This is a genomic window from Thermofilum sp., assembly GCF_038871435.1.
In the GTDB taxonomy this organism is placed as follows: domain Archaea; phylum Thermoproteota; class Thermoprotei; order Thermofilales; family Thermofilaceae; genus Thermofilum; species Thermofilum adornatum.
In genome coordinates, this window is sequence record NZ_JAVZIC010000004.1 from 24,788 (window position 1) to 44,810 (window position 20,023).

Genomic DNA, 20,023 nt, shown 5'->3' on the forward strand with positions numbered 1-20,023 from the left:
CATGGCTATAAACGTTGTCGTTGCCCCAACATACCTCTACGTAAGGAGCCGGGCCCCAGAAAACGATCCACCCATAAGACTTGCATTTGGAAAAGCACTTGACAGGGCAATCTCACAGTACAACTACTATTCCATGCATACAACCAGGTCGCTACTCGGGAAAGCCCAGAGATGCGCAATGGCAGTGCTTAGGAACGAGCTAAAAAACATGAGAGTAGAAGTTTCAGGAGAAGAGCTAAAGGAACAGGCTAGGAAGATGTGGCGCATGCTGGCCGCGTGGTACAAGAGCCCCTACATGAAATACCTCAGGCCCAAGACCCACGTAATAATAATGAGGAGCGGGGACTTCATCGGAGCACTATACGCACAGCCAGACTTCGAAGACACCGTTGGACAGTTCTACGAGGTAAAAAGCTTCGACATAGAAAAAGAGCCGAAGAAACACGTCCAGGTACAGGCAGGGGTATTCTCACTGCTTGGACCCCTATTCCTAGTCTACTTCTCAGAGCAAGACGGTTACTTCATTGTCAAGCAAAAATTCGTCCCAGGCGACCCCCAGGTCCTCGACGACGTTGTGGATTTCCTCAAGTCTAGGCCAGAGGGATCAGAGACACAGCCCCTAGAAAAACTCCTGAAGAGTTTTCCCTCGAGGATATATGTAAAGGAAAACTCTTGGAAAAGAGCAAAAAAGATATGAGTATCTCTCAGTGCTTTCGCTTATAGACCTTTAGAATATATTAGAATATAAAGGATTTATTAACATAGCAAAGAATTATCTTTTCAAGGACAGGTGGTCGCGCTGAGCATTAGGCTTTCCAACGAGAAATGGTACATCATCGACATACTTGAAGATGCGTACACAGGGGCAAGGTACTTTGTCCGTAGTTATGGCGAGAAAGAATACGTAGAGGCGAAAAACTTCATGGAGGTAGTCTTTCAATGTATAGGCATATCGAGTACCTAAAAAAGACAAGAAAAGACCTAGAAGAAAACCTCGAAAAATATCTCTCAGACCTCAAAAGCCTTGCAGAGAAAAATGGCGGCAAAGCCTACATCTTCGGCTCCTACCTTCGGGGAGAAAACATAGCCGCAAGCGATATAGACATTCTCATCGAGATACCGGACAACATCGACAGACTCAGCGTGCTACACGAGGCCAGAAAAGTTGCACCAAACACAAGAATAGAGATCCACGTACTAAACAAGAAAGACGCAGAAATATTCAAACAACTCATAAAGGAATACAAAGAAATAGTTTAACTTGTCTCTACGGAAAAAAGTTATATTGTCCTTTTCATGTCTTTACTTACAGCGATGATGATTGAACTCCCCGTATGAACTGGTGATGAGGTTTCTGGTCACTGAGGAAAGCTCAAGGAGTTTCATGCGATTTGCGTCTGACTTTAGCTACAATAATACTTGTTTAACGTTAAACCTATTAGGAAAAGTTCAACATTTCAATTTGTGACCGAAAAATACACAGTAAAGAACCTCAAAAGCCTTTTTGGAGCTGATGGCGAAAAGGCAATCGAGGTTACTAGACTTATATTGGAGGAGAGAAAGAGAGAACGCGAATCCGAGATTCGTGCTCGACTCTAGCGCGGTCTCACTATATTTTGCTGGAAGGAAAGAGATAGAACGCTTCATAGAAGATGTATGCAGGGGTAGAAACCAGCCTTGCCTGTGTGAAATTAATGTTGCCGAATTTCTCTACAGCACGGCTAAAGTCCTTGGTTGGGAAACTGCTATTATAAGGCACTCTGTCCCCCGTAATAGTCCAATCAAAATTGTAACACTGGACGGGGAACTCACACTAGAATCTGTCCGCCTAAAGCACAAATACTGGAACAAGCTTTCTCTTGCGGACGCGTATTTAGCTGTCCTAGCAAAACAACTAAGAGCAAAAATTGTAACCTCTGATACTACTCTAGCAGAAATAGAAGAGGCAGAGACAGTTCTCGTTCCTCTTTAAAATCACATAAGAGTTCAAGCACCATACAAACCTTTAACACATGATACTTAACCGGGAGTCCAGTGTCTTCTTAAAGGTGCCTTTTTACCCAGTCTAGGACTTCCTGCTCGATTCTACGCCTAACGTTGTAGTCATCGAAGACGTGGCCGCCGTGCTCGATCTCTATAAACTTTTTCTCTACCTTCAGCTTCTCATAGAACCTCTTCGCCTGGCTAATTGGAACCACCATGTCGTCTACAGAGTGGATGATTAGAGTGGGGGCCTTGATTTCCTCAGCAAGCCCCATAACAGAGAAATTCATCGTCTCCATGGCATAGACGTCCCTCATCCTGTTGGGTCCCCAGTAAACATATCCCTCCTCAGCCCTGAAAAAGCCCCGTGCACGCTGGAAAAGCTCGGGCCAGTCCAATGCAGGGGAAAGAAGAACCAGGGCGCCTACATCTTCACGACCAGCCGCCAGGCTAACAGCGACTCCTCCGCCCATGCTTAGCCCCACAACGCCAAACCTTGTCCCGTCCACCTCAGGAACATTCTTCAAGAATCCGGCAGCGTTGCGCGCATCCTCCACGGCAAGAGATATCCTGAACTCCTCAAACGGCAAGGGGCTGTCTCCGTGGCACCTGAAGTCAAACCTTAGAGCCGCATAGCCAGCGCTACAGAGAAACCTAGCCATGTCCGTATAAAGCCTACCACTTTCACTCTTGTTGCCAGTAAACCCATGCAGAAAAAGCACCGGCCTAGAGACACCAGCGGGAAGATGGAGGACACCAGAAAGACCCACGCCGGCGCTAGGCACCCAGACAAGTTGCTCTCTGCAATCACTCAAACTAGAACCTTGCCTAGACACATATAAGTTGTATACTCACATACATATATCATTTTCCTTTTGAGGGAAAACACATGCTCTTTGCACAAATGACACGGTACCCTAGGGACGGTAATTTTTATATACTATGATTTCATAGTATATACTGTGAAGTTTCAGAGGGTTAATGGCTACCTCTACGTGACGCTATGGGACAAACAGTACAAGAGACCAAAGAGATTCTACCTGGGAAAATCCACCAACAACAAGCTCGCAGAACTCCTCATTGCGGCAGAGCAATTAAGTGTCGACCCAGAAGAGATAAGAGACTACCTTGAAAGACAAATGGATCCAGCGACCCGTCTCACGAGGACAGATCTCGTCGTACTCGCACTTGTACTGGGCGCTAAGGCATGGCAACAGAATACAGATTCTACAGCGCACTGAGACTAGCGGTCAGGCTAGTCAAAAAGTGGTTTCCAGAATACGCCCTAATAGGCAGGTTCGCAAGAAACTTTTACGCCCCTCCCGAAACAACACTAGACGTAGACTTCCTCGTAAACCTAGACGACCATGAGAAACTAAAAAAGATCCTCGAATATGCGTCCGCCCGCTTTCAAGTATCGCCTATGGATATTGGGCACTGGAAGTACAAGGTCTACATAAAGAGCTTCCGATTCGACCTCGTAAAGCCCAAGGGCTACAACTACGACCCAGAGGTAGTAGCGAGGAGAAGACACGTAAAAATCGGCCAAATTGGTGAAGTAGCCATCCTCTCCCCAGAGGACCTAGCCGTACTCTACCTAGTCTCGTCCCTCGACAGAGGGATCAAAGACCTTGTAAAGGCAAAAGACATAGTAGCATACTCAAAGGCGAGGGGAGACTTCAACGAGGAATACTTCCTGAGAAAAAGCGAAGAAAACAAAGTAAAACACCTAGCTTTAACACTTCTAAGCAAGATGTAGGAGCCATAGGCGTTTCTTACAGCTGTATCCTAGTAGCGGACATACCTATACCTTTGAAATATATAAACCACTAAACGATTTTTGGGATGATGCGGCAAAGGCTCAAGAAGAAGTTAGAATTTTCGGAGTTTGCAGGCATCTGGAAAGATACAGAAGAAGAAAAAATCAATAAGATATTTGAAACAATAAGAAAAGCTTGGCGAAAAACAAGAATGTATAAAGCAAGCTGTCCTTAGAATCATATCCCTACGGATGAAAGAAAGATTCATCCCCCTTTATAAACAACAGGAATATAATTATCAAACAAACATTTTTTCTCATGGATAGATTTCGGGAAAAAACATGCATAGTTACAGGCGGAGCCCGCGGCATAGGCGCCGCCATAGCCACTAAGCTTGGCACCGAGGGGTGCACCGTTGCAATATTCGACATAGACGAGCAAGCAGGAGAATACAGGCAACGCGAACTCGAGAAAAACGGGATAAAGGCAGTCTTCTACAAGGTAGACGTGGCAAGCGAGGAAATGGTTAAACAAGCGGTTGAAGATTTCTACGGCAAGCACGGGAGAATAGATATACTCGTAAACAACGCCGGCATAGGGTTCTCCGGCAAAAGCATCGAGGAGCAGACCCTAGAAGAGTGGAGAAGAATCATAGACACAAACCTGACAGGCACATGGCTCTGCACAAAACACGTCGTCAGATACATGAAGAAGACCGGCGGAGTTATAATAAACATCGCATCAACAAGGGCCTTCCAGTCAGAGCCAAACACAGAGCCCTACTCAGCGTCAAAGGGAGGAATAATAGCGCTTAGCCACGCACTAGCAGTCTCCCTAGCAAAGTACCACATAAGAGTCATATCGATATCCCCCGGATGGGTAGACACGAGCCACTGGCAAGTACCACCCAGACAGCCACAGCTAACACCCCTAGACCACGAGTGGCACCCCGCCGGACGCGTAGGAAAGCCAGAAGACATAGCCGCCCTAGTAGCATTCCTGGCATCAGACGACGCACAGTGGATAACAGGGACAAACATCACAATAGACGGAGGAGTAACAACAAAAATGTTCTACCCAGACCTCGACCAGATACAGAAACTCCTGGCAACACTCCTACAAGACGAGGAAACAGCCCAAACACTAACAAAGCTAGCAGAAAAGCTCCACACAAACAAAGATATCCTAAGAGAAATCAGAAACAAGTACCTCTCAACATCGTAACACGTGGCCCCACTAACTTTAATCCTGTCTGCGCCACCTTGACACAAAAATTTAAGCATACCTGTGCCGTTTTAGAAGTAGGGACAAAGGGATACAGAGCAATGGAGAAAAACAACATTATAGAAGAGCTCAAAAAAAGGGAAGAAGAAGCTAGACAAATCAGGAGAAAACAAGCAGACTGGAACTATATCAACAACCAACCAAGCTAAAGCTAGCACTCGTCCACTACATCGAGACAGGCGACCTCTACGTCTCTGCAAAGATTGCCGGCATAATTCAACGAGCAACGCATAAAAGCGAGGAGCCCACATGTCAACTAAAGCGCGCGCTAGGTTCCCGGCAAAAGACCTTGAAAGGCTGGGACTATGAGCGACATATTAAGTGAGCTCGAAGAGCGGGAAAAAGAAGTAGCCGAAATGAGGAGACAAAACGCAGACTGGAACTACATAAACACGCTCCCGCCCAGAGTAAAGGCGGCAGTAATCCTATTCATAGAAAAAGGAGACCTAAGACTAAGCCAAAAACCCTCAGGCCTAGACCTAGAAGACTTCATCGAAACCCTAAGAAAAGCAAGAGTCCGGATAACCTAGCCTAAAAATCGCCCCCAACAAGCCTAAGCCATCTCCCTATTACCGTCGCTTTTAAATCGTGGTTCCATGAAATCAGTCTCACTAGAAAAGTCCTCCGGCCTAACAGGCTCAATAATGATCCTCTCCCCATCGATTCTCACACGGACAAGCCTGTACCTCGCATACTTCTCTCTCCACTCCTTGGGCAACATTAGCCTACCCTTCCTATCCAAAACCCTAATATACTCCACAAAAACCACAGCTGTCCCTCTCTATTTCTATAAAAATCTTTGCTCAGCCGATTCAGGCAATCCATCGCTAAAAATTTATGGAAACAATCAAAAGCTAGCCACGAACATCATGGAGAAAGCAAAAAAGATGCTAGCCCACATCGTACTAAAACTCATTAACCTAAAAATCCTAAGGCAAAGATGCCTCCACTCAAAGACAATCCAGAGACTCGTATTAGAAGCATTAGCAACAAAAAGCAGACTAACCGAGAAAGAGGCTCTAGAACTAGGAGAAAAAATAAAGGAAGGAATGTTGCAGGAGCTAAGAGAAAAAGGGCTCATCTAACCCTCAATCCCGATGGTAGCCTCGCTAAAACATTCAATAATAACATTGTTATTATTAAGCATAATATAGTTATTTTTGGATTTCTCTGTTCAAAATAACAAGAATAACAAAGTTATTACAAATAATAATAAAGTTATGCCAACCTTACCAATACAAATCTTGTCACCAAATTCCTCCTCCACACCTACGCCAGCCGGCTAACTAGACCTCGGCCGCTACGAGAATCGCCGAGAACAGCCCACCCATCGAGCCTACGCCCCACGTAAAGCTATTCGTCCAGAAGCTCCAAGAATCAAGGGGCACACCCCGGCCAGTGGCAAAGCTACTCTCCTCAAGGCCACTCGTCTCCCTGCTACCAGGCGTCTCGGGAGACTCGGGACCAATGCTCGACGCGATGCTCAGGAACACACTAACGCCTACAGTTATAGCATCCGGGGAAAAGGTAAACATCATACCCTCAACAAGCCAGCTAAGCGTCGACTGCAGGCTACTCCCTGGACACACCGAGAAATGGGTAGAAGCCTACCTCAAAGAAACACTAAAAGGGCTAGACTACAGGCTAGAATTCATCCACAGAGACCCGGCCACCCAGTCCCCAATAGACACGCCACTCTACAGAGCAATCGAGGAAACTGTATCAGCTATCGTCCCAGGAGCACAGGCCGCACCATACATGTCTACAGGCGGCACAGACTCACGCTTCTTCCGCGTAGCCTTCAACACAGTTGCATACGGCTTCATACCCATCAGGGCAGACCTCCCGCTAAGCCAGCTACTCAAAATGATACACGGAATAGACGAGCGCATCTCAATAAACAACATACAGTTCAGCCAAACCATGCTAAAACAAACACTAGAAACATTCTACACAATCGTCTAGAACATCAAGCAAAGCCAGGAGCCGGCACCATGCAACCAAAAAATAAGAGTTCAGGCGCGCTGTCGACCACGATGTAGCAAAAGCTTTATACATTCAATCCACTAGTGATAAAGATAGCCCCGAAAAGGGCCATCTCGGTGAAAAAATGGTTAGACTTGTTATACCAACAGAGGAAGGGAACGGCCTAGATGCCAGGCTCTCACAGCACTTCGGCAGAGCCCCCTACTTCGTGGTAGTCGAGATACAAGGAGACAAAGTAGCCAGCGTCCAGGCAGTGCCAAACCAAAGCGAACACTTCGGCGGATACGGGCTACCCCCAGACCTAATACTACAGCTTAGACCCGACGCAGTCATAACTTTCGGAATGGGACCCCGCGCGATCAGCAGATTCCAGGAGGCAGGAGTCGCCGTCTACAGGGCACAATCAGAAACAGTCAAAGAGGTTGTCGAGGCTTATCTACAGGGAAAACTAGAAGAACTAACAGAGGGCTGTGGAAAATCCCGCCACGGAGAAGAATGCCAAAAACACCAATAGGAGCACAGGTATCCTAGATTCTCTTTTAGCTTGTTGTCTGCTGCTGGGCTTCTTGTCCCTGCTCTTTCTGCTCCTCGGCTTCTAAGCAGAGATCCTCCCTGCACCTAACGCTTGACTCCCTAAGCATATTGGCGTTGGCTTTCGCCCTGTTAATCAGCTCTATAGTGCTCTCTAAGAGCCGTTGCCTCACTTTGAGAAGGTCTAATAGCTGTATACTGAGTTCTTGAGAAGCCCCCTTCTCGGAGAGCTTCGACACCTTCTCAATACACTCGTCCACGTGTATAAGGGCCGTCGTAATGTGCTTCAAGGTGCACCAGACACTTTCCCAGGCCGTTCTCAGGTCCCCGCCCCCCTCCTCCGATGTCACTTTTTCCAGCGCGAAGAGAACCTGGCCCAGAGTCTTCCTATCCTCGCGAAGCCTACTAGTAATGTCCAGGAAGACGGGAAACTGTATCTCCGAGTCTGCCTCGATAAGGTGTTGCTCACAGTGGTTTACGTGGCCAATCGCGTAGAGGAGCTCCTCCAAGAGAGCCTCCTCCCACACAGGCGAGCCAGATTTCCTGGAAACAATGACATCCCCATTATTGGCAACATATTTTCCATTATCCATGCGAAATCTAAAGGATTTGATATATCAAAATAAATATAAACTTATCGTACATGTAGAGTCACGCATCCTCAAAATATATGAGCACACGATGCACCCACCCCAATAACTAAAAGTAACCTCGTTACTGAGCCTATCACCTCAGGGCGCCTGGAAGGAGTAGCACCTTCAACCTCTAAGCCTGAAAGACTAGCTCCCTCAGCGCACGCTCACCCAGATCCTAAAAGATTACACCTGAGTGAAGGCCCTTGACAGCCTAGACATCTTAGCCCTTATCTACGGCGGCGACCTTGTAGAGGCAGTTAAAGCTTATAATGAGGACACAGGGCTTGTATTCTCGAGGACGAGGCTGAAAACCTATGGAATCGACAGCTGAAAACGCTGAGCTTGCCAAGCAGTTCGGCTTCACCATAAACAAGCGGGCCCTAGCCAAGGCTCTAAAAGAGCTCGAAGAGCTCGAGCACGAGGCGAGAGAGATAAGAGCCAAAAGCGCGGACTGGGAATACATAGAGAAACAGCCAGACCCACTCAAAGCCGCACTAAGGCTCCTAGTCGAAATCGGAGACCTGAGGCTAGCAGCACACATCGTAGGCATCCCACTAGCCGAGCTAGACGAGCACAGAATCAAGGCGAAAATCCCCCTAGTACTCTAGAGAAGCCGGCTATTTTTGAACCCTTCTCCTGGAACCAATACCCCCAGACGGCAAGCCATCCCACAAACACCGCAATGACTGCCAAGGCACAAACCGTTTAAACAGACCGAACGACCTCTCAAATCTAGAACCAGACTGGAGCCCCCAGCATCAGCCTGAGGAAAAGGACAACTAGAGCAAAGAACACTCAAGGCGCAGGAGCTAAAATTGCGATCCCTTGCTCTAACACGTGATTAACTTTTCCTCTAGTTTGTACGCCCCGAAGGCTGATAGGAAAAAGGACATGTCAAGTAGCAGCCTGAGCATCACTAAGACCCATATGCTCTTCCTGAGCCTCCACGCTGGTTTTCTCGAACTCTTCAGGCGTCAGGCGCAACCTCTTAGGACTCCTCCTAATCTCCTCGAAGAAATCCAGAGGCCTACGCAACACTATGCTCTGACCCTCCACTGTCAGGATCAGCTTCTCCCCTTCCTTGAGCTTCAGCTCCTCCACTACTCTTTTGGGGAGGTATACCGCGTAGTTCCTACCCACCCTCACAACAATCCGGGCCACCAGCCACAACCAGGTATAACCTGGAAAACCTGGATAAAAGCATTCCCCTCCAAACCAGATACGAGCTAGCCTCTCAAGCCCATGCTTTCTCAAAGACATTTGTCCATTTTCGAGTCTCAAATATATGTGTCTTAGAGAAACACATCCCGCTCCCCAAAGCAACTCTGTAGCCGAACTGCTCTTTTATAACCCTCCCAAGGTACACTTTAAGGTATCGCGAAGGCTCTTTTATAGTGAAGCATTTCTTCTGGCAGGAATATTCCCATAAAGCTACTATTCCTTAAGAGAAGGGAGACCTAGCATTACAAGAGAGCTGGCCCCCCATCACGAGAAGATCCCTTGTGACTATTACATAGTTGAAAGCAACAGATTCTTTAAAAAGACCGAAGCATACAATTCAAAAAATTTATAGGCAACGAGCGCTAAAGATAAATGGTTCTAATGCTATCAACCAATATCCAAGACACAGCCCGCATCGAGGTGACTACACAGAATGCTTAAGCCGGAAACCGTCGGGGCCGTAATTGCCCTGTACACAGAAGACAGGGACGACTTCGACGCCGAAACCATAAGAGGCATCATAGAGAACGCATACAAATTGATGGACGAAAAGAAACATGTATCCGTAAAATTAGACTCAATAAAAAGGATCCTAGAGGTGTTCATCTCTCAAGGCTACATCCAGAAAAGCGGAGACAAATACCTCGTAACCACCCAAGGCAGACAAGCCTTCAAGGACATGTGGAAAAGCCTAGACCCCCTCACAGAGGCATACTTCGCCGGCGCATACGCATATTACGAGGCGAAAAAAGAAGAGGCAGAAAACCAACAGCACAACACTCGGCCCAGCCACAGAAAAAAAAGACAACACCAAAAACGTGATGATCGACCCCACGTTGAGCTATGACAACGTATTGCCGGCACTGCTTAGGGATGTTACTTCGCCAAACCAGTTTGGACGCGTGAAGATACACCCGATACTCTTGGTAAGTAAAGACATGCGGTACGCCTTAATGCTGATCGTCGCGCGCTAATCTCTGGAATAAATACCCGTATTGACGGTTGTACTGTATGAAGGGCTTCTTTTTCCAGATGAATAGGACACAAGCTGGATTTTTATGCAGGCCCCGCACACCTATTGTTGCCCAGAGAGAGGGTCACAAAACATGAGAGTAGTCTTTAAATCTGGCATAAAGGACCTGTTCGACCTCATACAGGGAGAATTCAAGCTCGCCCTCAAGGAAGACAACACCCAGAAAGCCAAGATCGAGTACGACGAAGAAAAACTCATCTTTCTCACAGGCACCGGCAACAAGTGGTTCACCAAAACAGACGAGAAGGGCGACGTCTACCTCGGCTACGAGGGCACACGCAAAGACTTCATAGAACTACGCCCCTTCCAAAACCTATACTGGCTCTCATCATCAGAAGACAAAGCTACACTAGGCTACGTCGACGACTGGACCTTCATCGAATATGTCGACCCAATTCTTGGAAACGTCTATCTTATCGAAAGAATCCCGAAAAGGATAAGAGACTTCACCCTCAAACTCGTAGAATACAAGACATCCCTCCCACCAGAGTGGGACGTCCAATGGTACGAACTCATCGAGATAACAAGCACCAAGACCATCAAGGCAGTCCAACCACAAAAAATAACAGAACTACTCCAGTCCCAAGACGGCTACATCGCATTCATAAAAAGCCAAAACTCCACACCACGAGTCATGGCCCCATGCAAAGACCAATGCGAAGACATAAAAGACTGATAAGCGCTGTGCAAAAGTTTTATACAGAAAAATTTTAGTAACTTTTAAGTTAATTTAAAAACGTGTCCGAAGATTTCATGAAAGATATAAAATACATCATGGTAACATACTATCCAAATCACTGGAATAACTTACCAAACAACGAAACATCTTACACTAGGAGGCTTCTAAAAGGTGTGCAACCCAATGAGCTTATAGAATATGCGAAAACCCTCTTCATTAAGCTTTCTGATGAGCACGCAACAGCTGAAAAAGCGTGGATAGGTCTAGTATATGGTTATGATACAAAGAGGGAGAAAAACAAGATTTATTTTAAAGTCAAAATTGAGAGAGAAATTCCTCTGCATCAACTTCCACCGGAAATTCAAGCACTACGAAAATCTGGATGGTATCTTAAAGAAAAAGTATTACCCATTGAAACATCTCACGCTAGTTCTCTCGTTCCACCATTCTTTTCCGAGCTACTAGCAACTAATAACTGGGAGGAGTTTGAAGACGGGGTATCCTATCTGTTGAAATTGATAGGAATCAATGAGATATTTAGGTATGATAAAACGGAACAAAAAGGTCGCCCAGACGGATTTTTCATAGTCAACAATCTCGCCGTTATATATGACGCAACACTTGACACAAAATTTGAATAAACTAAAAATCAACAGATCGAGAATTACGTCAATATGCTAAGAAAGGATTATATAGACTATCAAAGAGATAATCTAAATCTCACGAAAAATATCTCTAGATGTACAAAACAAGTGTGGATAATTACAAGGGGGACATCAAGAATCAAATGGCTTTTTGACGATATAAAAGTTAAAAAAGTCTCCGTGAGCGACCTCATCAAAAACTACAAGTGGAGACTCCAACAAGATCCCCTAAGAGAAGAAGATCTAGTAAAAGAACTCGTATTCTTAGGCGAAAATACTCCTTAACTAGCCCTAGGAAATGGTTAGAGTTGCCGTAGTCTAGACCAATGAAAATGCCCTAGAGCCAAGAAGCTCGAGATACTCCATCATTGCTTTGTCCAGCCTCTCCCAATCCATCACCATGAAAGGTGGGCTCTCTGGTTCACCGTACTCGTTGAAGCCGGAGATACTACCAGTAGACGAGCTAATTTCTTGTATAAGGTCTCGTAGACGCTCGAGAACTTCATCGTATGAGAGGCCGAGCTCTTTGTTCTCGTCTAGAATAACCTCTAAGGTCTTTAGGATTTCGCCCTTTGTGTAATGCTTTGAGCCTAGATAAAGCAAAAAGAGGGAGACAAATTCTGTTACGAACTCTTTAAGCTTTTCTTGGCCGATCCCAACATTGGATTCCTTGACTACATCCATAAATTCGCTTGTAACATACCACTTCTCCCAGTCTGTATATACGTTTCTTTTGCTATAAGATGGAATAAGAAGTACTAGGCGTCTCTCATATAGTGGCGAAAAGAACTCGTTGACAACATTTGTAACAGTCTGTGTCTGCGCGGTAGCCTGAAATGCTACCCTAACCATGTCTAGAGGTTGCATCCCATATATGTCCTTAACCTTACCCCACAGCTCCTCCGCGGTATGATACGTCCTTCTCTTCTGGGGCGGCTCAGGAGCCTTACCAATTTTAGCATCAATGATCGAAGTTGTTTCAAATCCTAGAACCCGGTCAATGCTCTCTATAGGCTTACTATTAAAATAAATTCTTCCAAGACTCTCATCATAAATAGCCCCATAGTAAAGTATCGGCGCCAATCTTTTGTATCTCTGCAAGTGATCTTTAACAAAGTCGAGGCTTTTTTCGAGTTTACTCATATAAGCTTCCTGGGCAACTGCTACACCTTTCTCTGTTAAGGCTAAGAAATACCAATTGGCTTCAGGCATATAAACGGTAAAAGCACTACTTGTATCAACGAAGCCGCTCTGTAACAAGATCTTCTCAATTATATCGCTGTAAGGCCAATACTTCGTTCTAATCGGAGAATAGTAAATGCCACCAGATCCCTTTGGTATAATCTTATAGGGTATTCGGACTCCTATATACAAATCTGATAAAGCCTGCAAGACCTCTTGTATGACTTCTTCAGAAAAACCCATCGACTCAAGCTCGGAAACAAAGTTCTCTAAACTCATCGCAAAATTATACAAGAATAGCAATATTAATTTTTCCTCTCGAAGCCGTGCTAAAAATGCTTCTCGTTCATTGGCCAAGAACCTCCATTATTTTAGTGAAAAACTCTTCGCTGTTATTAGCAGTTATCCGGATTTTCCCATCTATGCTTACAAGTTCTACTTTTTCGCCCCTCTCGAGAAGACTCAATGCTTTCCTTGCCGCAGAGGCTGGAGGTAAGAGTTTCCCGTTCACATAAAAGAGGCACTTTATCCCATACCTTCTACAGACCTCCGAGAGTAGCCCTGCAATTGTTCCCGAACCAATCTCCGGAGTCTGCTTAGACTTGTTTTCTTCCACAATGTAGTCTACACAGCGCTCCAGCACAGCGCCATGCTCGTCTAATAAGCGCCGCATATAGCCCACAAGCACCTTTATCTCCTCTAGACCCTCGCCAAAGAAATACCTATAGCTCTGAGTCCTAAGCTTCGCATCGATCCACTCGACACAGTTCTCAAGAGCCTTCCTCGCCTTCCCCTCGAAAACCAACGTCCCCAGGCTCTTCATCCTCCGGTCCACGCAGTCAAGCAAGAAGTGCAGAGCTGCGGCCCTCAAATAATCCTCGCCGAGTCTCCCCCCAGCGCCAAGGCACTCAAATAGCCTCCTAACTCCAAGCTCCAGAGCAACCTCCAAGTTAAGCTCCTCGCTCAGCTTCTCAGTATAAATCTCCAAGCCGATGTCATGCTTGCCACACTTGCCAGTATCGATCAAAACATCTACGTATCTCACAACATCTATGGGCAGGCCAATCATGCTCCCGCATTTCTGATGAACCTTATGGGAAGGCATCAATACGTACCCCTTAAAGGAGATGGTATTAATAGTTTTCAAGTTTCAACGTATCACTAATAGATTAAGTTTACTGTGTTGCCTATGAAAAAAGAATGCATCATAAATCCAGTAATATATTTTTCAAAGCAATAAATAAAAAGGACTAGGGAGAGAGAAAACATGTTTCGCTTATTTAAAAACGAGCGCGTGCCAACAGAATTACAACGAAGCGTTGGAAAACTTCACATGCCTAGAGAGCAACTACAAGCAACTGAAACCAATGACAATCAACTGAGGGGTAACTACGAGGAGCTCCAAACCAATTACTCTGACCTGCAGAGCTCCTACTAGTGGCTTGAGAGCAAGCTTACCGCGTGGCGAGCAACGGGTTTAATAGCGATCATGATCATCGCGGCAATAATAGCCGGGGAGGGTTTGATGAGAACATTAGCAGCCAAGAAAAAAGCGGGATCGCAAAGGGGGTGAACGTTGAATAGACGGCTAAACGTTAATATACCGAAGAAGTCTTTATTTAGCATGTGAAGCTACATTGGCTAGTTGCACTGGCGACGATCGTTCTCGCTTCCAGCTTTTTGGTTCAAGCCCAGCCGGTTGTTTGGAGGGTTTTTAGTGATCCTTCGCCCAGCATTGATAAGGCTTTGTGCACTTGTCTTTCCGGTGACAACGTCTATGTAATTGGTGTTGAAAACGGTTCGACTGGTAGGATTGAAGTTAGAGACAAAAATACTGGAAATCTAATTAAAGTTTGGAGGGGTAAAGGAGAGTTTTACACTTGCACCGTTACTGGTGGTACGCTTTACGTTGGCGGAGGCAACGTGCTAGCAACTTTCAGCCTTGAATTGTACGAGAAAGGGCGGGTTAAGCTGGACTACGCTGTCATGCAGGTGGCGACGGACGGCGAGTACCTCTACATAGCTGGGTGGAAGCGTTTACGGGGAAACGATACCGCTTGGGTTATCGAGAAGAGGGATCCCGCCCTGAAGCTAGTGAAAAGGTACCTCTACAACCCCTCAATCGGGGACGAGTGGGCTTGGGGTGTGGGTGTGAACCCTGCTACGGGGGAGCTTTGGGTTGTCGGGGAGCTCTATAATGCGTCGTCGAAACGGCTTGCAACTCGTGAGGGGCGCGCGCTGATCCTAAACCGCGAGCTTGAGCTCCAAAGGGAGCTAAAAATAGGTGGTGAGGCAGCGTTAGCCGTAGCGTTCGACGAAAATGGTTCAGCGTACATTCTAACTGCCGGTGACATATTGAAACTGAGCAAAGCTGGAGAGGTGCAGGTAGCCAGCAGCGAAGGACTTCGCCCAGGCTGGCTTCTGCAACCTGAGCGCTTTTTCAACTATATCCTCTTCAGGAATCTCGCAGAGGTTTCTTACTCTTTCTTCAATGATGATGACCTATACAATTTTACTAACCGTGCAGATTTCCCCCTTGGATGCGGGATAACGCTTCAAGGGTACTTTTACCTCTTCAGCGGGGAGCTCGTTGATAACCGTTCTAACCATGCATTATATGTTTATGATGAAAATCTTAAAAACATATTCAGTTTCACGTTGGGAGGGGAAGCCGAAAGAGATTACGAGTTCCCTACCGGCCTAGCGGTGACCGACGGTCTCAACTTGTACGTTGCCGGCAGCGATTGCGCTAAGCAAGGGAGAGAGGGGGCCAAGTACGATTGCCGGTGGGTGGTTTACGCGTTGCGCCCAGCTTTCCCTGTAAACGTGACGTCAAACGCGCCTACGCAGCTGGCTGGAGCTGGATGGTACTCGCCTAGGGAGACTGTTAGGATTACCGCACCTCTAACGGTCGAAGAGCTTCCCGGTGTTCGCTACGTGTTTAGAATGTGGAAGGTCGAAAAGCCTACTGGGAGCGCATCACAGGCGAACCCCTCGCTCGAGCTTATCGTCGATGCGCCAGTCAACTTAACAGCTGTGTACACGAGGCAGTATATGGTCGAGGTTGTATCGCCTAACATGCTCTTGCGCAACCTGGTGCGCGGGGAGGGCTGGTACGATGAAAGCACAATGGCTACGCTGAGCATCAGGAATGCCGAAGTGTACTTCTCCGGTAACGTGACGCAAGGATACTGCACCTGGGGCTGCAGCAGAGCTTCGTTCGAAGGTTGGTACAAGGACGGCAAACTGTTTTCGAACAACCCATCAATCGTCATTCTACCCGTGAACGAGTCGGTGAAGCTGGAGGCGAGGTGGAGGATTCAGCACTACGTTGGGGTGATTACAGACCGCGGCTCAGCGGAGGGGGAAGGTTGGTACGACGATGGGAGCTACGCTACGGTGAAGCTTACCGCGACTGACGTTGATGCAGGGCTCGTGACGTACCGCTTCGAAAGGTGGGAGGGCTTAGAGGCAGGAGACGTGGTTGTGGAGCGCGGCACCGTGAGGGTGCTTGTAAACCGGCCTAGGAGCCTGGTTGCCGTTTGGAGGGAGGACTACACGCGCGCCTACCTGTTGCTCGGGCTACTGTTAGCCGTTGTAGCAGTAGCCGTATTTGCAGTGAAAGCTAGAAAGCGCGCTCCAAGTGCTCGATAACTTACCTCGTTAAGCTGAGTTGGGAGTTGAGCGTAGTGCGCTTTCGCAGTTTCACTCTGGCCCCCTCCCGCCGGCTTAGTCGAAAAATTCAGCCGCAGAAGCGCGGAGCTGGGGGTAGGAAGTCAAGTTCTTCATCCTAGACATTTATAGCAAGACGCTACGTGTGCTTGACGACGTAGCGAGCGAGCTGAGAATCTCCTCGCTAGTAAAAGGGATTACGGGGTGGTAGGCGGGGAACCTATTACGCGAGCTGAATGCAGGTGAAAGTGCGACCTTCGCTAAAAGAAGTGGGAAAGGTGTTGGGGGGTGGAGCGGGATTACTAGCAGCTGAAGTGTTATTACTCAGGTCTCGAGCTTGACTAGACGTTGTTGAAGAACGAATATATACTCCCAATGGGCGCGTAGATTGCTTAGCATCTCCTAAAAATTAATTCTTTCTCGTACACGTTGCTGAGGCGGAGCTCTACATTCTTCCTGAGAAGCCACAGGTTGCTAGCGTAGTGATGATAGCGTACTATATTCTCTGAAGAAATCGAAGAGCACTCAGAAAGGAGCCTGCTAGATTAGGGAAAACAGATTCTAAGAAACTTTTGGGCGTGCGCCAAGCTAACGAGCACGCCGAGAACCAGTTCGCCACAATAACTGACATCTAGCATCATGTCATAATCTTCAGATAGCGCGCTAACAGCAAAGCTTAGGCTATCGTTGCGCCTTTCTCTAGTCTGTTAATCAAATCATAGATTCTCCAATAGGAGTTCCTCACCTGTTCAACAATAGTAGCTGCTAGCTTCTCAGCGAATGTGAATTCGAATACTTCCTTAGAACCCGCTAACCCATTCACGCCATACTCCAGATACTCTCTGATCGAAGTTAAGAGCCGCAAGAGCACAGCGGATCTAGCTAACTCCACTCTTATCGACTTAACTTCGTATTCCTTCAAGTCCTGCGGGCATTGCTTCAGCTTCTCATAAGCTTCGGGGATTTTATCACTGACATCGTGTGGTATCCTCCCCTCCCTAGTCTTATAGCTTATGCCCAGCTTGTCGAGAAGAGCCTTAATCGAGAGCTCCATGCACATTTGGGCTTCGAGCATTGCACCGGAGTAATCATGCTCTTTGAGATGGTTCTCTGCTGCGTAAAGCCTCGCTCGGGCATCCTCTATTCTGCCAACAGCCATAAGCGGTCATCCTAGAGTTTGCAAATTTGCTCCAATAAACCTAGCGCGCTATCTCTCTAAATGTTTCTGGGTCCAGCTTGTTTATTGCGAAGCCTACCAGCATCTTGGCTGGCTTCTTTTTTGGCTCCCCAAAGACCTTTTCGACCCTTATTTTGAGCCTTAGGGGCCAGATGGGCTCGCCTCTCTCCTTTTCCTTGGGCCAGAGAGGCTCCCTGCTCTCGAACTTGCCCTCCACGGTCCCATAGCCAAGGACGCCTGTCTTGACGGCGTAGAAGACGACCTTGTCGCCCGGCTGTACCTTGCCCCAGAGCGGCCTAGCCCTCTCCCTGACGCCCCAGACGCCCCTCTCGATTCCAATCATCCAGTTGTCAAGCGTACCGACAAGAGTCCAGTAATTCATACAACTTCAAAGTTTTCACGTTGGACATCTATTTATTTTTATTTTTTAGAACTTTTTCAAAACATTTTTTCTTAATAAAAAAGGAAAAATTAGCTTATTTCTTCCCGATATAAGAAGAGAATCGTCTTTTTCTTGTGTGACTTTTCAGAAAGATAAATTTCTTTAACTTCAAGAAGACACTCCTTGAGTTGTTCCAAATCAAAAATGCTCTCAATATCGTCTAAAGAAGTTCCGTCCAATTTCACTTCATCTACAGTAAATGATGAACCATTATCTATTACTACAGAATATACATCCTTCTCCCTGCGGATCCTTACCTTGAAGCCCATCAAGATTCAGATTATCTTTATGGATAGTTTTTAATGTTATTCTTACTTCTATAATTTCTACTTTAAAAAGATAATGAAAAAAGATTTATTCATATACCGCTCTATATTGTGATGTCTTCATTCCTCGAATCCCCCAAATTCCCCGTAGACATTGTAAACCAGGCCGCAGAAAAAGAGAAAAAGGGCGGAGGACGCCCAGAACACTGGGAAATGGTCTTCTGGTGGACGAGAAAACCCCTAGCAAGCGCCCGCGCAGTGCTCGCGGCGGCCGCACTCCCCCCAGACATAGATGTACACACTTTTGTCACGCAGGTCCTCAAGGCAAAAGTAAACCTTAAGGGGCAAGTCGAAAACGTCCCGCACAGGGAGAACCCGTCGCCGCCACCCGAGTGGAGGGAGCGCTTCGCCAAGATGAAAGTGCTAGACCCCTTCGCGGGCTTCGGCTCTATACCACTAGAGGCGATGAGGCTCGGCTTCGGCGAAGTAGTTGCGGTAGAACTGCTCCCGACAACTTATGTTTTCCTTAAGGCTGTACTCGAGTATCCAAAGTGGGCCGCAGAGAGAGGCCTAGGAGAACAGCTAGTCAGAGACGTTGAGAAGTGGGGAAAATGGATAACAGAACAGCTCGCCGGCGACCCAGACATCAAGGAGCTATACGACCCCGACGTTGCTGTCTACATAGGCACATGGGAAGTAAAGTGCCCCCACTGCGGCAAATACACGCCCCTCATAGGCAACTGGTGGCTAGCAAGAGTATCCAAGGGCTCATCAGAGGAGACAGAGGAGGGAGAAGAGGAGGGAGCCAAAAAGAAGATCTTTAGCAGGCTTGCATGGATGGACTGGGAAAACGGGGCAATAAAGATAGTAGACCTCAACAAGGAGCTAAAAACAAGCGAGATCGAGGCCAAGGTCAACAGCAAGCAGGGCTACGTCGTGGTCAACGGCACCAAGAGGACGGTCAGGAAGCCAAATATATACGCGAGACGCGAAACAGGTACATGCCTCCACTGCGGAAACCAGATACGATACATCTCGCTGAAAACCGGAAAACACAGCATAGAGAAGCCAAAAGGCGCAGAAACAGAGTGGTACATAAAACACGCCTTGAAACAGTGGAACCAACTACTCGAAGACTACCTCAACGGAAAAATCGACCTAGAAAAACTCCTCCAAAGCCCAGCAAGACCAACCCTCCTCGTAAAAGTGAAGGTGAAAAGGGGAGACCTCGAATTCGAGCCAGCGACCAAGCAGGACACAGAGAAGCTGAGGAAAGCACTAGAAAAACTCAGGGAGATGTGGAGTGACCCAGATATACCGAAAGAATTGACGGAACCATATTGTTCGTCAACATATCATACTATAGTATGGGGTTTTGATAAATTCTATAAACTTTTTAACCCGCGACAGCTCTTAACCCTCGTCAAGCTAGTTAAGCTCGTCAGAGAAGCCGGCAAAAAATAGAAGAAGAAAAGCTAAGAGAGGGTTGGAGCAAAGAGAATGCGTACAACTATGCAGAGAAAATAAC

31 protein-coding genes are annotated in these 20,023 nt (G+C 46.9%); 21 read left to right on the plus strand and 10 right to left on the minus strand.

Features of this window, described 5'->3' with window-relative positions:
- Position 1 precedes the first annotated feature (1 nt).
- The 4 genes from QXT17_RS05815 (at position 2) to QXT17_RS05830 (ending at position 1,972) form a co-directional block, all read left to right on the plus strand.
- Positions 2 to 697: a hypothetical protein gene (locus tag QXT17_RS05815; protein WP_342783104.1), complete on the plus strand. Its 696-nt coding sequence runs from the start codon at positions 2 to 4 to the stop codon at positions 695 to 697.
- 93 nt (positions 698 to 790) lie between these two features.
- Complete coding sequence (locus QXT17_RS05820; protein WP_342783103.1) at positions 791 to 964, plus strand: hypothetical protein; 174 nt, start codon at positions 791 to 793, stop codon at positions 962 to 964.
- Complete coding sequence (locus QXT17_RS05825) at positions 940 to 1,260, plus strand: nucleotidyltransferase domain-containing protein (protein ID WP_342783102.1); 321 nt, start codon at positions 940 to 942, stop codon at positions 1,258 to 1,260. Before QXT17_RS05820 ends, QXT17_RS05825 begins: the two co-directional genes overlap by 25 nt.
- Positions 1,261 to 1,513: 253 nt before the next feature.
- Positions 1,514 to 1,972 (plus strand): type II toxin-antitoxin system VapC family toxin, encoded by a 459-nt coding sequence (locus QXT17_RS05830; protein ID WP_342783101.1) that lies wholly within the window; start codon positions 1,514 to 1,516, stop codon positions 1,970 to 1,972.
- A gap of 70 nt (positions 1,973 to 2,042) precedes the next feature.
- On the opposite strand, the gene QXT17_RS05835 is transcribed toward QXT17_RS05830, so the two are convergent.
- A complete protein-coding gene (locus QXT17_RS05835; RefSeq protein ID WP_342783100.1) occupies positions 2,043 to 2,798 on the minus strand; it encodes an alpha/beta fold hydrolase in 756 nt (251 codons plus the stop codon).
- Between the two features lie 147 nt (positions 2,799 to 2,945).
- Here QXT17_RS05835 and QXT17_RS05840 point away from each other — a divergent pair, with 147 nt between their 5' ends.
- The 5 genes from QXT17_RS05840 to QXT17_RS05860 all read left to right on the plus strand — a co-directional run bounded on the left by QXT17_RS05840 (position 2,946) and on the right by QXT17_RS05860 (position 5,557).
- Positions 2,946 to 3,224 (plus strand): hypothetical protein, encoded by a 279-nt coding sequence (locus QXT17_RS05840; protein ID WP_342783099.1) that lies wholly within the window; start codon positions 2,946 to 2,948, stop codon positions 3,222 to 3,224.
- On the plus strand, positions 3,191 to 3,742 hold the full coding sequence (locus QXT17_RS05845) for a hypothetical protein (protein ID WP_342783098.1): 552 nt from the start codon (positions 3,191 to 3,193) through the stop codon (positions 3,740 to 3,742). The genes QXT17_RS05840 and QXT17_RS05845 overlap by 34 nt, the downstream gene beginning before the upstream one ends.
- A gap of 319 nt (positions 3,743 to 4,061) precedes the next feature.
- Positions 4,062 to 4,967 carry an SDR family oxidoreductase gene (locus QXT17_RS05850; RefSeq protein WP_342783097.1) on the plus strand — a complete coding sequence of 302 codons (906 nt, stop codon included), beginning with the start codon at positions 4,062 to 4,064 and terminating at the stop codon, positions 4,965 to 4,967.
- Between the two features lie 38 nt (positions 4,968 to 5,005).
- Positions 5,006 to 5,176 carry a hypothetical protein gene (locus QXT17_RS05855; RefSeq protein WP_342783096.1) on the plus strand — a complete coding sequence of 57 codons (171 nt, stop codon included), beginning with the start codon at positions 5,006 to 5,008 and terminating at the stop codon, positions 5,174 to 5,176.
- Between the two features lie 156 nt (positions 5,177 to 5,332).
- On the plus strand, positions 5,333 to 5,557 hold the full coding sequence (locus QXT17_RS05860) for a hypothetical protein (protein WP_342783095.1): 225 nt from the start codon (positions 5,333 to 5,335) through the stop codon (positions 5,555 to 5,557).
- 23 nt (positions 5,558 to 5,580) lie between these two features.
- Here QXT17_RS05860 and QXT17_RS05865 read toward each other — a convergent pair whose 3' ends face one another.
- The gene (locus QXT17_RS05865) at positions 5,581 to 5,787 is read right to left on the minus strand and encodes an AbrB/MazE/SpoVT family DNA-binding domain-containing protein (RefSeq protein WP_342783094.1); all 207 of its coding nucleotides are present in this window, start codon (positions 5,785 to 5,787) and stop codon (positions 5,581 to 5,583) included.
- Between the two features lie 109 nt (positions 5,788 to 5,896).
- Between QXT17_RS05865 and QXT17_RS05870 the strand changes: the two genes are divergently transcribed.
- Positions 5,897 to 6,112 carry a hypothetical protein gene (locus QXT17_RS05870; RefSeq protein ID WP_342783093.1) on the plus strand — a complete coding sequence of 72 codons (216 nt, stop codon included), beginning with the start codon at positions 5,897 to 5,899 and terminating at the stop codon, positions 6,110 to 6,112.
- A 201-nt stretch (positions 6,113 to 6,313) separates the two neighbouring features.
- Here QXT17_RS05870 and QXT17_RS05875 read toward each other — a convergent pair whose 3' ends face one another.
- Positions 6,314 to 6,520, minus strand: coding sequence for a hypothetical protein (locus QXT17_RS05875; protein WP_342783149.1), 207 nt, complete (start codon positions 6,518 to 6,520; stop codon positions 6,314 to 6,316).
- Between QXT17_RS05875 and QXT17_RS05880 the strand changes: the two genes are divergently transcribed.
- Together QXT17_RS05880 and QXT17_RS05885 are read left to right on the plus strand one after the other, a co-directional pair.
- On the plus strand, positions 6,426 to 6,992 hold the full coding sequence (locus tag QXT17_RS05880) for a M20/M25/M40 family metallo-hydrolase (RefSeq protein ID WP_342783092.1): 567 nt from the start codon (positions 6,426 to 6,428) through the stop codon (positions 6,990 to 6,992). The two genes, QXT17_RS05875 and QXT17_RS05880, sit on opposite strands and share 95 nt — an antisense overlap.
- Positions 6,993 to 7,137: 145 nt before the next feature.
- Positions 7,138 to 7,527: a NifB/NifX family molybdenum-iron cluster-binding protein gene (locus QXT17_RS05885; protein ID WP_342783091.1), complete on the plus strand. Its 390-nt coding sequence runs from the start codon at positions 7,138 to 7,140 to the stop codon at positions 7,525 to 7,527.
- A gap of 25 nt (positions 7,528 to 7,552) precedes the next feature.
- On the opposite strand, the gene QXT17_RS05890 is transcribed toward QXT17_RS05885, so the two are convergent.
- On the minus strand, positions 7,553 to 8,137 hold the full coding sequence (locus QXT17_RS05890; RefSeq protein ID WP_342783090.1) for a hypothetical protein: 585 nt from the start codon (positions 8,135 to 8,137) through the stop codon (positions 7,553 to 7,555).
- Positions 8,138 to 8,372: 235 nt separating this feature from the next.
- Between QXT17_RS05890 and QXT17_RS05895 the strand changes: the two genes are divergently transcribed.
- Both QXT17_RS05895 and QXT17_RS05900 read left to right on the plus strand, forming a co-directional pair.
- Positions 8,373 to 8,510, plus strand: a complete 138-nt coding sequence (locus QXT17_RS05895; protein WP_342783089.1) for a hypothetical protein — start codon at positions 8,373 to 8,375, stop codon at positions 8,508 to 8,510.
- Positions 8,494 to 8,787, plus strand: a complete 294-nt coding sequence (locus tag QXT17_RS05900; RefSeq protein ID WP_342783088.1) for a hypothetical protein — start codon at positions 8,494 to 8,496, stop codon at positions 8,785 to 8,787. Before QXT17_RS05895 ends, QXT17_RS05900 begins: the two co-directional genes overlap by 17 nt.
- A 286-nt stretch (positions 8,788 to 9,073) precedes the next feature.
- Here the strand turns inward: QXT17_RS05900 and QXT17_RS05905 are convergent, their stop codons facing one another.
- Positions 9,074 to 9,502: an AbrB/MazE/SpoVT family DNA-binding domain-containing protein gene (locus QXT17_RS05905; protein ID WP_342783825.1), complete on the minus strand. Its 429-nt coding sequence runs from the start codon at positions 9,500 to 9,502 to the stop codon at positions 9,074 to 9,076.
- A 331-nt stretch (positions 9,503 to 9,833) separates the two neighbouring features.
- Between QXT17_RS05905 and QXT17_RS05910 the strand changes: the two genes are divergently transcribed.
- From QXT17_RS05910 to QXT17_RS05930, 5 genes are all read left to right on the plus strand, one after another.
- Complete coding sequence (locus QXT17_RS05910) at positions 9,834 to 10,247, plus strand: hypothetical protein (protein ID WP_020963474.1); 414 nt, start codon at positions 9,834 to 9,836, stop codon at positions 10,245 to 10,247.
- Entirely contained in the window at positions 10,222 to 10,374 is a 153-nt protein-coding gene (locus QXT17_RS05915; RefSeq protein WP_342783086.1) for a hypothetical protein, read from the plus strand. Before QXT17_RS05910 ends, QXT17_RS05915 begins: the two co-directional genes overlap by 26 nt.
- A 132-nt stretch (positions 10,375 to 10,506) precedes the next feature.
- The gene (locus tag QXT17_RS05920; protein ID WP_052885585.1) at positions 10,507 to 11,109 is read left to right on the plus strand and encodes a hypothetical protein; all 603 of its coding nucleotides are present in this window, start codon (positions 10,507 to 10,509) and stop codon (positions 11,107 to 11,109) included.
- A 62-nt stretch (positions 11,110 to 11,171) separates the two neighbouring features.
- Positions 11,172 to 11,753: a hypothetical protein gene (locus tag QXT17_RS05925; RefSeq protein WP_020963476.1), complete on the plus strand. Its 582-nt coding sequence runs from the start codon at positions 11,172 to 11,174 to the stop codon at positions 11,751 to 11,753.
- A 111-nt stretch (positions 11,754 to 11,864) separates the two neighbouring features.
- Positions 11,865 to 12,041: a hypothetical protein gene (locus tag QXT17_RS05930; protein WP_187147024.1), complete on the plus strand. Its 177-nt coding sequence runs from the start codon at positions 11,865 to 11,867 to the stop codon at positions 12,039 to 12,041.
- A gap of 33 nt (positions 12,042 to 12,074) precedes the next feature.
- Here the strand turns inward: QXT17_RS05930 and QXT17_RS05935 are convergent, their stop codons facing one another.
- On the minus strand, positions 12,075 to 13,217 hold the full coding sequence (locus tag QXT17_RS05935; protein ID WP_342783085.1) for a hypothetical protein: 1,143 nt from the start codon (positions 13,215 to 13,217) through the stop codon (positions 12,075 to 12,077).
- A gap of 67 nt (positions 13,218 to 13,284) precedes the next feature.
- Positions 13,285 to 14,043 carry a hypothetical protein gene (locus QXT17_RS05940; RefSeq protein WP_148682193.1) on the minus strand — a complete coding sequence of 253 codons (759 nt, stop codon included), beginning with the start codon at positions 14,041 to 14,043 and terminating at the stop codon, positions 13,285 to 13,287.
- Positions 14,044 to 14,564: 521 nt separating this feature from the next.
- Here QXT17_RS05940 and QXT17_RS05945 point away from each other — a divergent pair.
- On the plus strand, positions 14,565 to 16,592 hold the full coding sequence (locus tag QXT17_RS05945) for an InlB B-repeat-containing protein (protein ID WP_020963480.1): 2,028 nt from the start codon (positions 14,565 to 14,567) through the stop codon (positions 16,590 to 16,592).
- A 694-nt stretch (positions 16,593 to 17,286) separates the two neighbouring features.
- On the opposite strand, the gene QXT17_RS05950 is transcribed toward QXT17_RS05945, so the two are convergent.
- The 3 genes from QXT17_RS05950 to QXT17_RS05960 all read right to left on the minus strand — a co-directional run bounded on the left by QXT17_RS05950 (position 17,287) and on the right by QXT17_RS05960 (position 18,498).
- Entirely contained in the window at positions 17,287 to 17,769 is a 483-nt protein-coding gene (locus QXT17_RS05950; protein ID WP_020963481.1) for a HEPN domain-containing protein, read from the minus strand.
- Between the two features lie 40 nt (positions 17,770 to 17,809).
- The gene (locus QXT17_RS05955) at positions 17,810 to 18,169 is read right to left on the minus strand and encodes an EVE domain-containing protein (protein ID WP_020963482.1); all 360 of its coding nucleotides are present in this window, start codon (positions 18,167 to 18,169) and stop codon (positions 17,810 to 17,812) included.
- A gap of 89 nt (positions 18,170 to 18,258) precedes the next feature.
- Positions 18,259 to 18,498 (minus strand): hypothetical protein, encoded by a 240-nt coding sequence (locus tag QXT17_RS05960; RefSeq protein WP_020963483.1) that lies wholly within the window; start codon positions 18,496 to 18,498, stop codon positions 18,259 to 18,261.
- A gap of 111 nt (positions 18,499 to 18,609) precedes the next feature.
- Here QXT17_RS05960 and QXT17_RS05965 point away from each other — a divergent pair, with 111 nt between their 5' ends.
- On the plus strand, positions 18,610 to 19,959 hold the full coding sequence (locus tag QXT17_RS05965) for a DUF1156 domain-containing protein (protein WP_342784350.1): 1,350 nt from the start codon (positions 18,610 to 18,612) through the stop codon (positions 19,957 to 19,959).
- Positions 19,960 to 20,023: the final 64 nt, after the last annotated feature.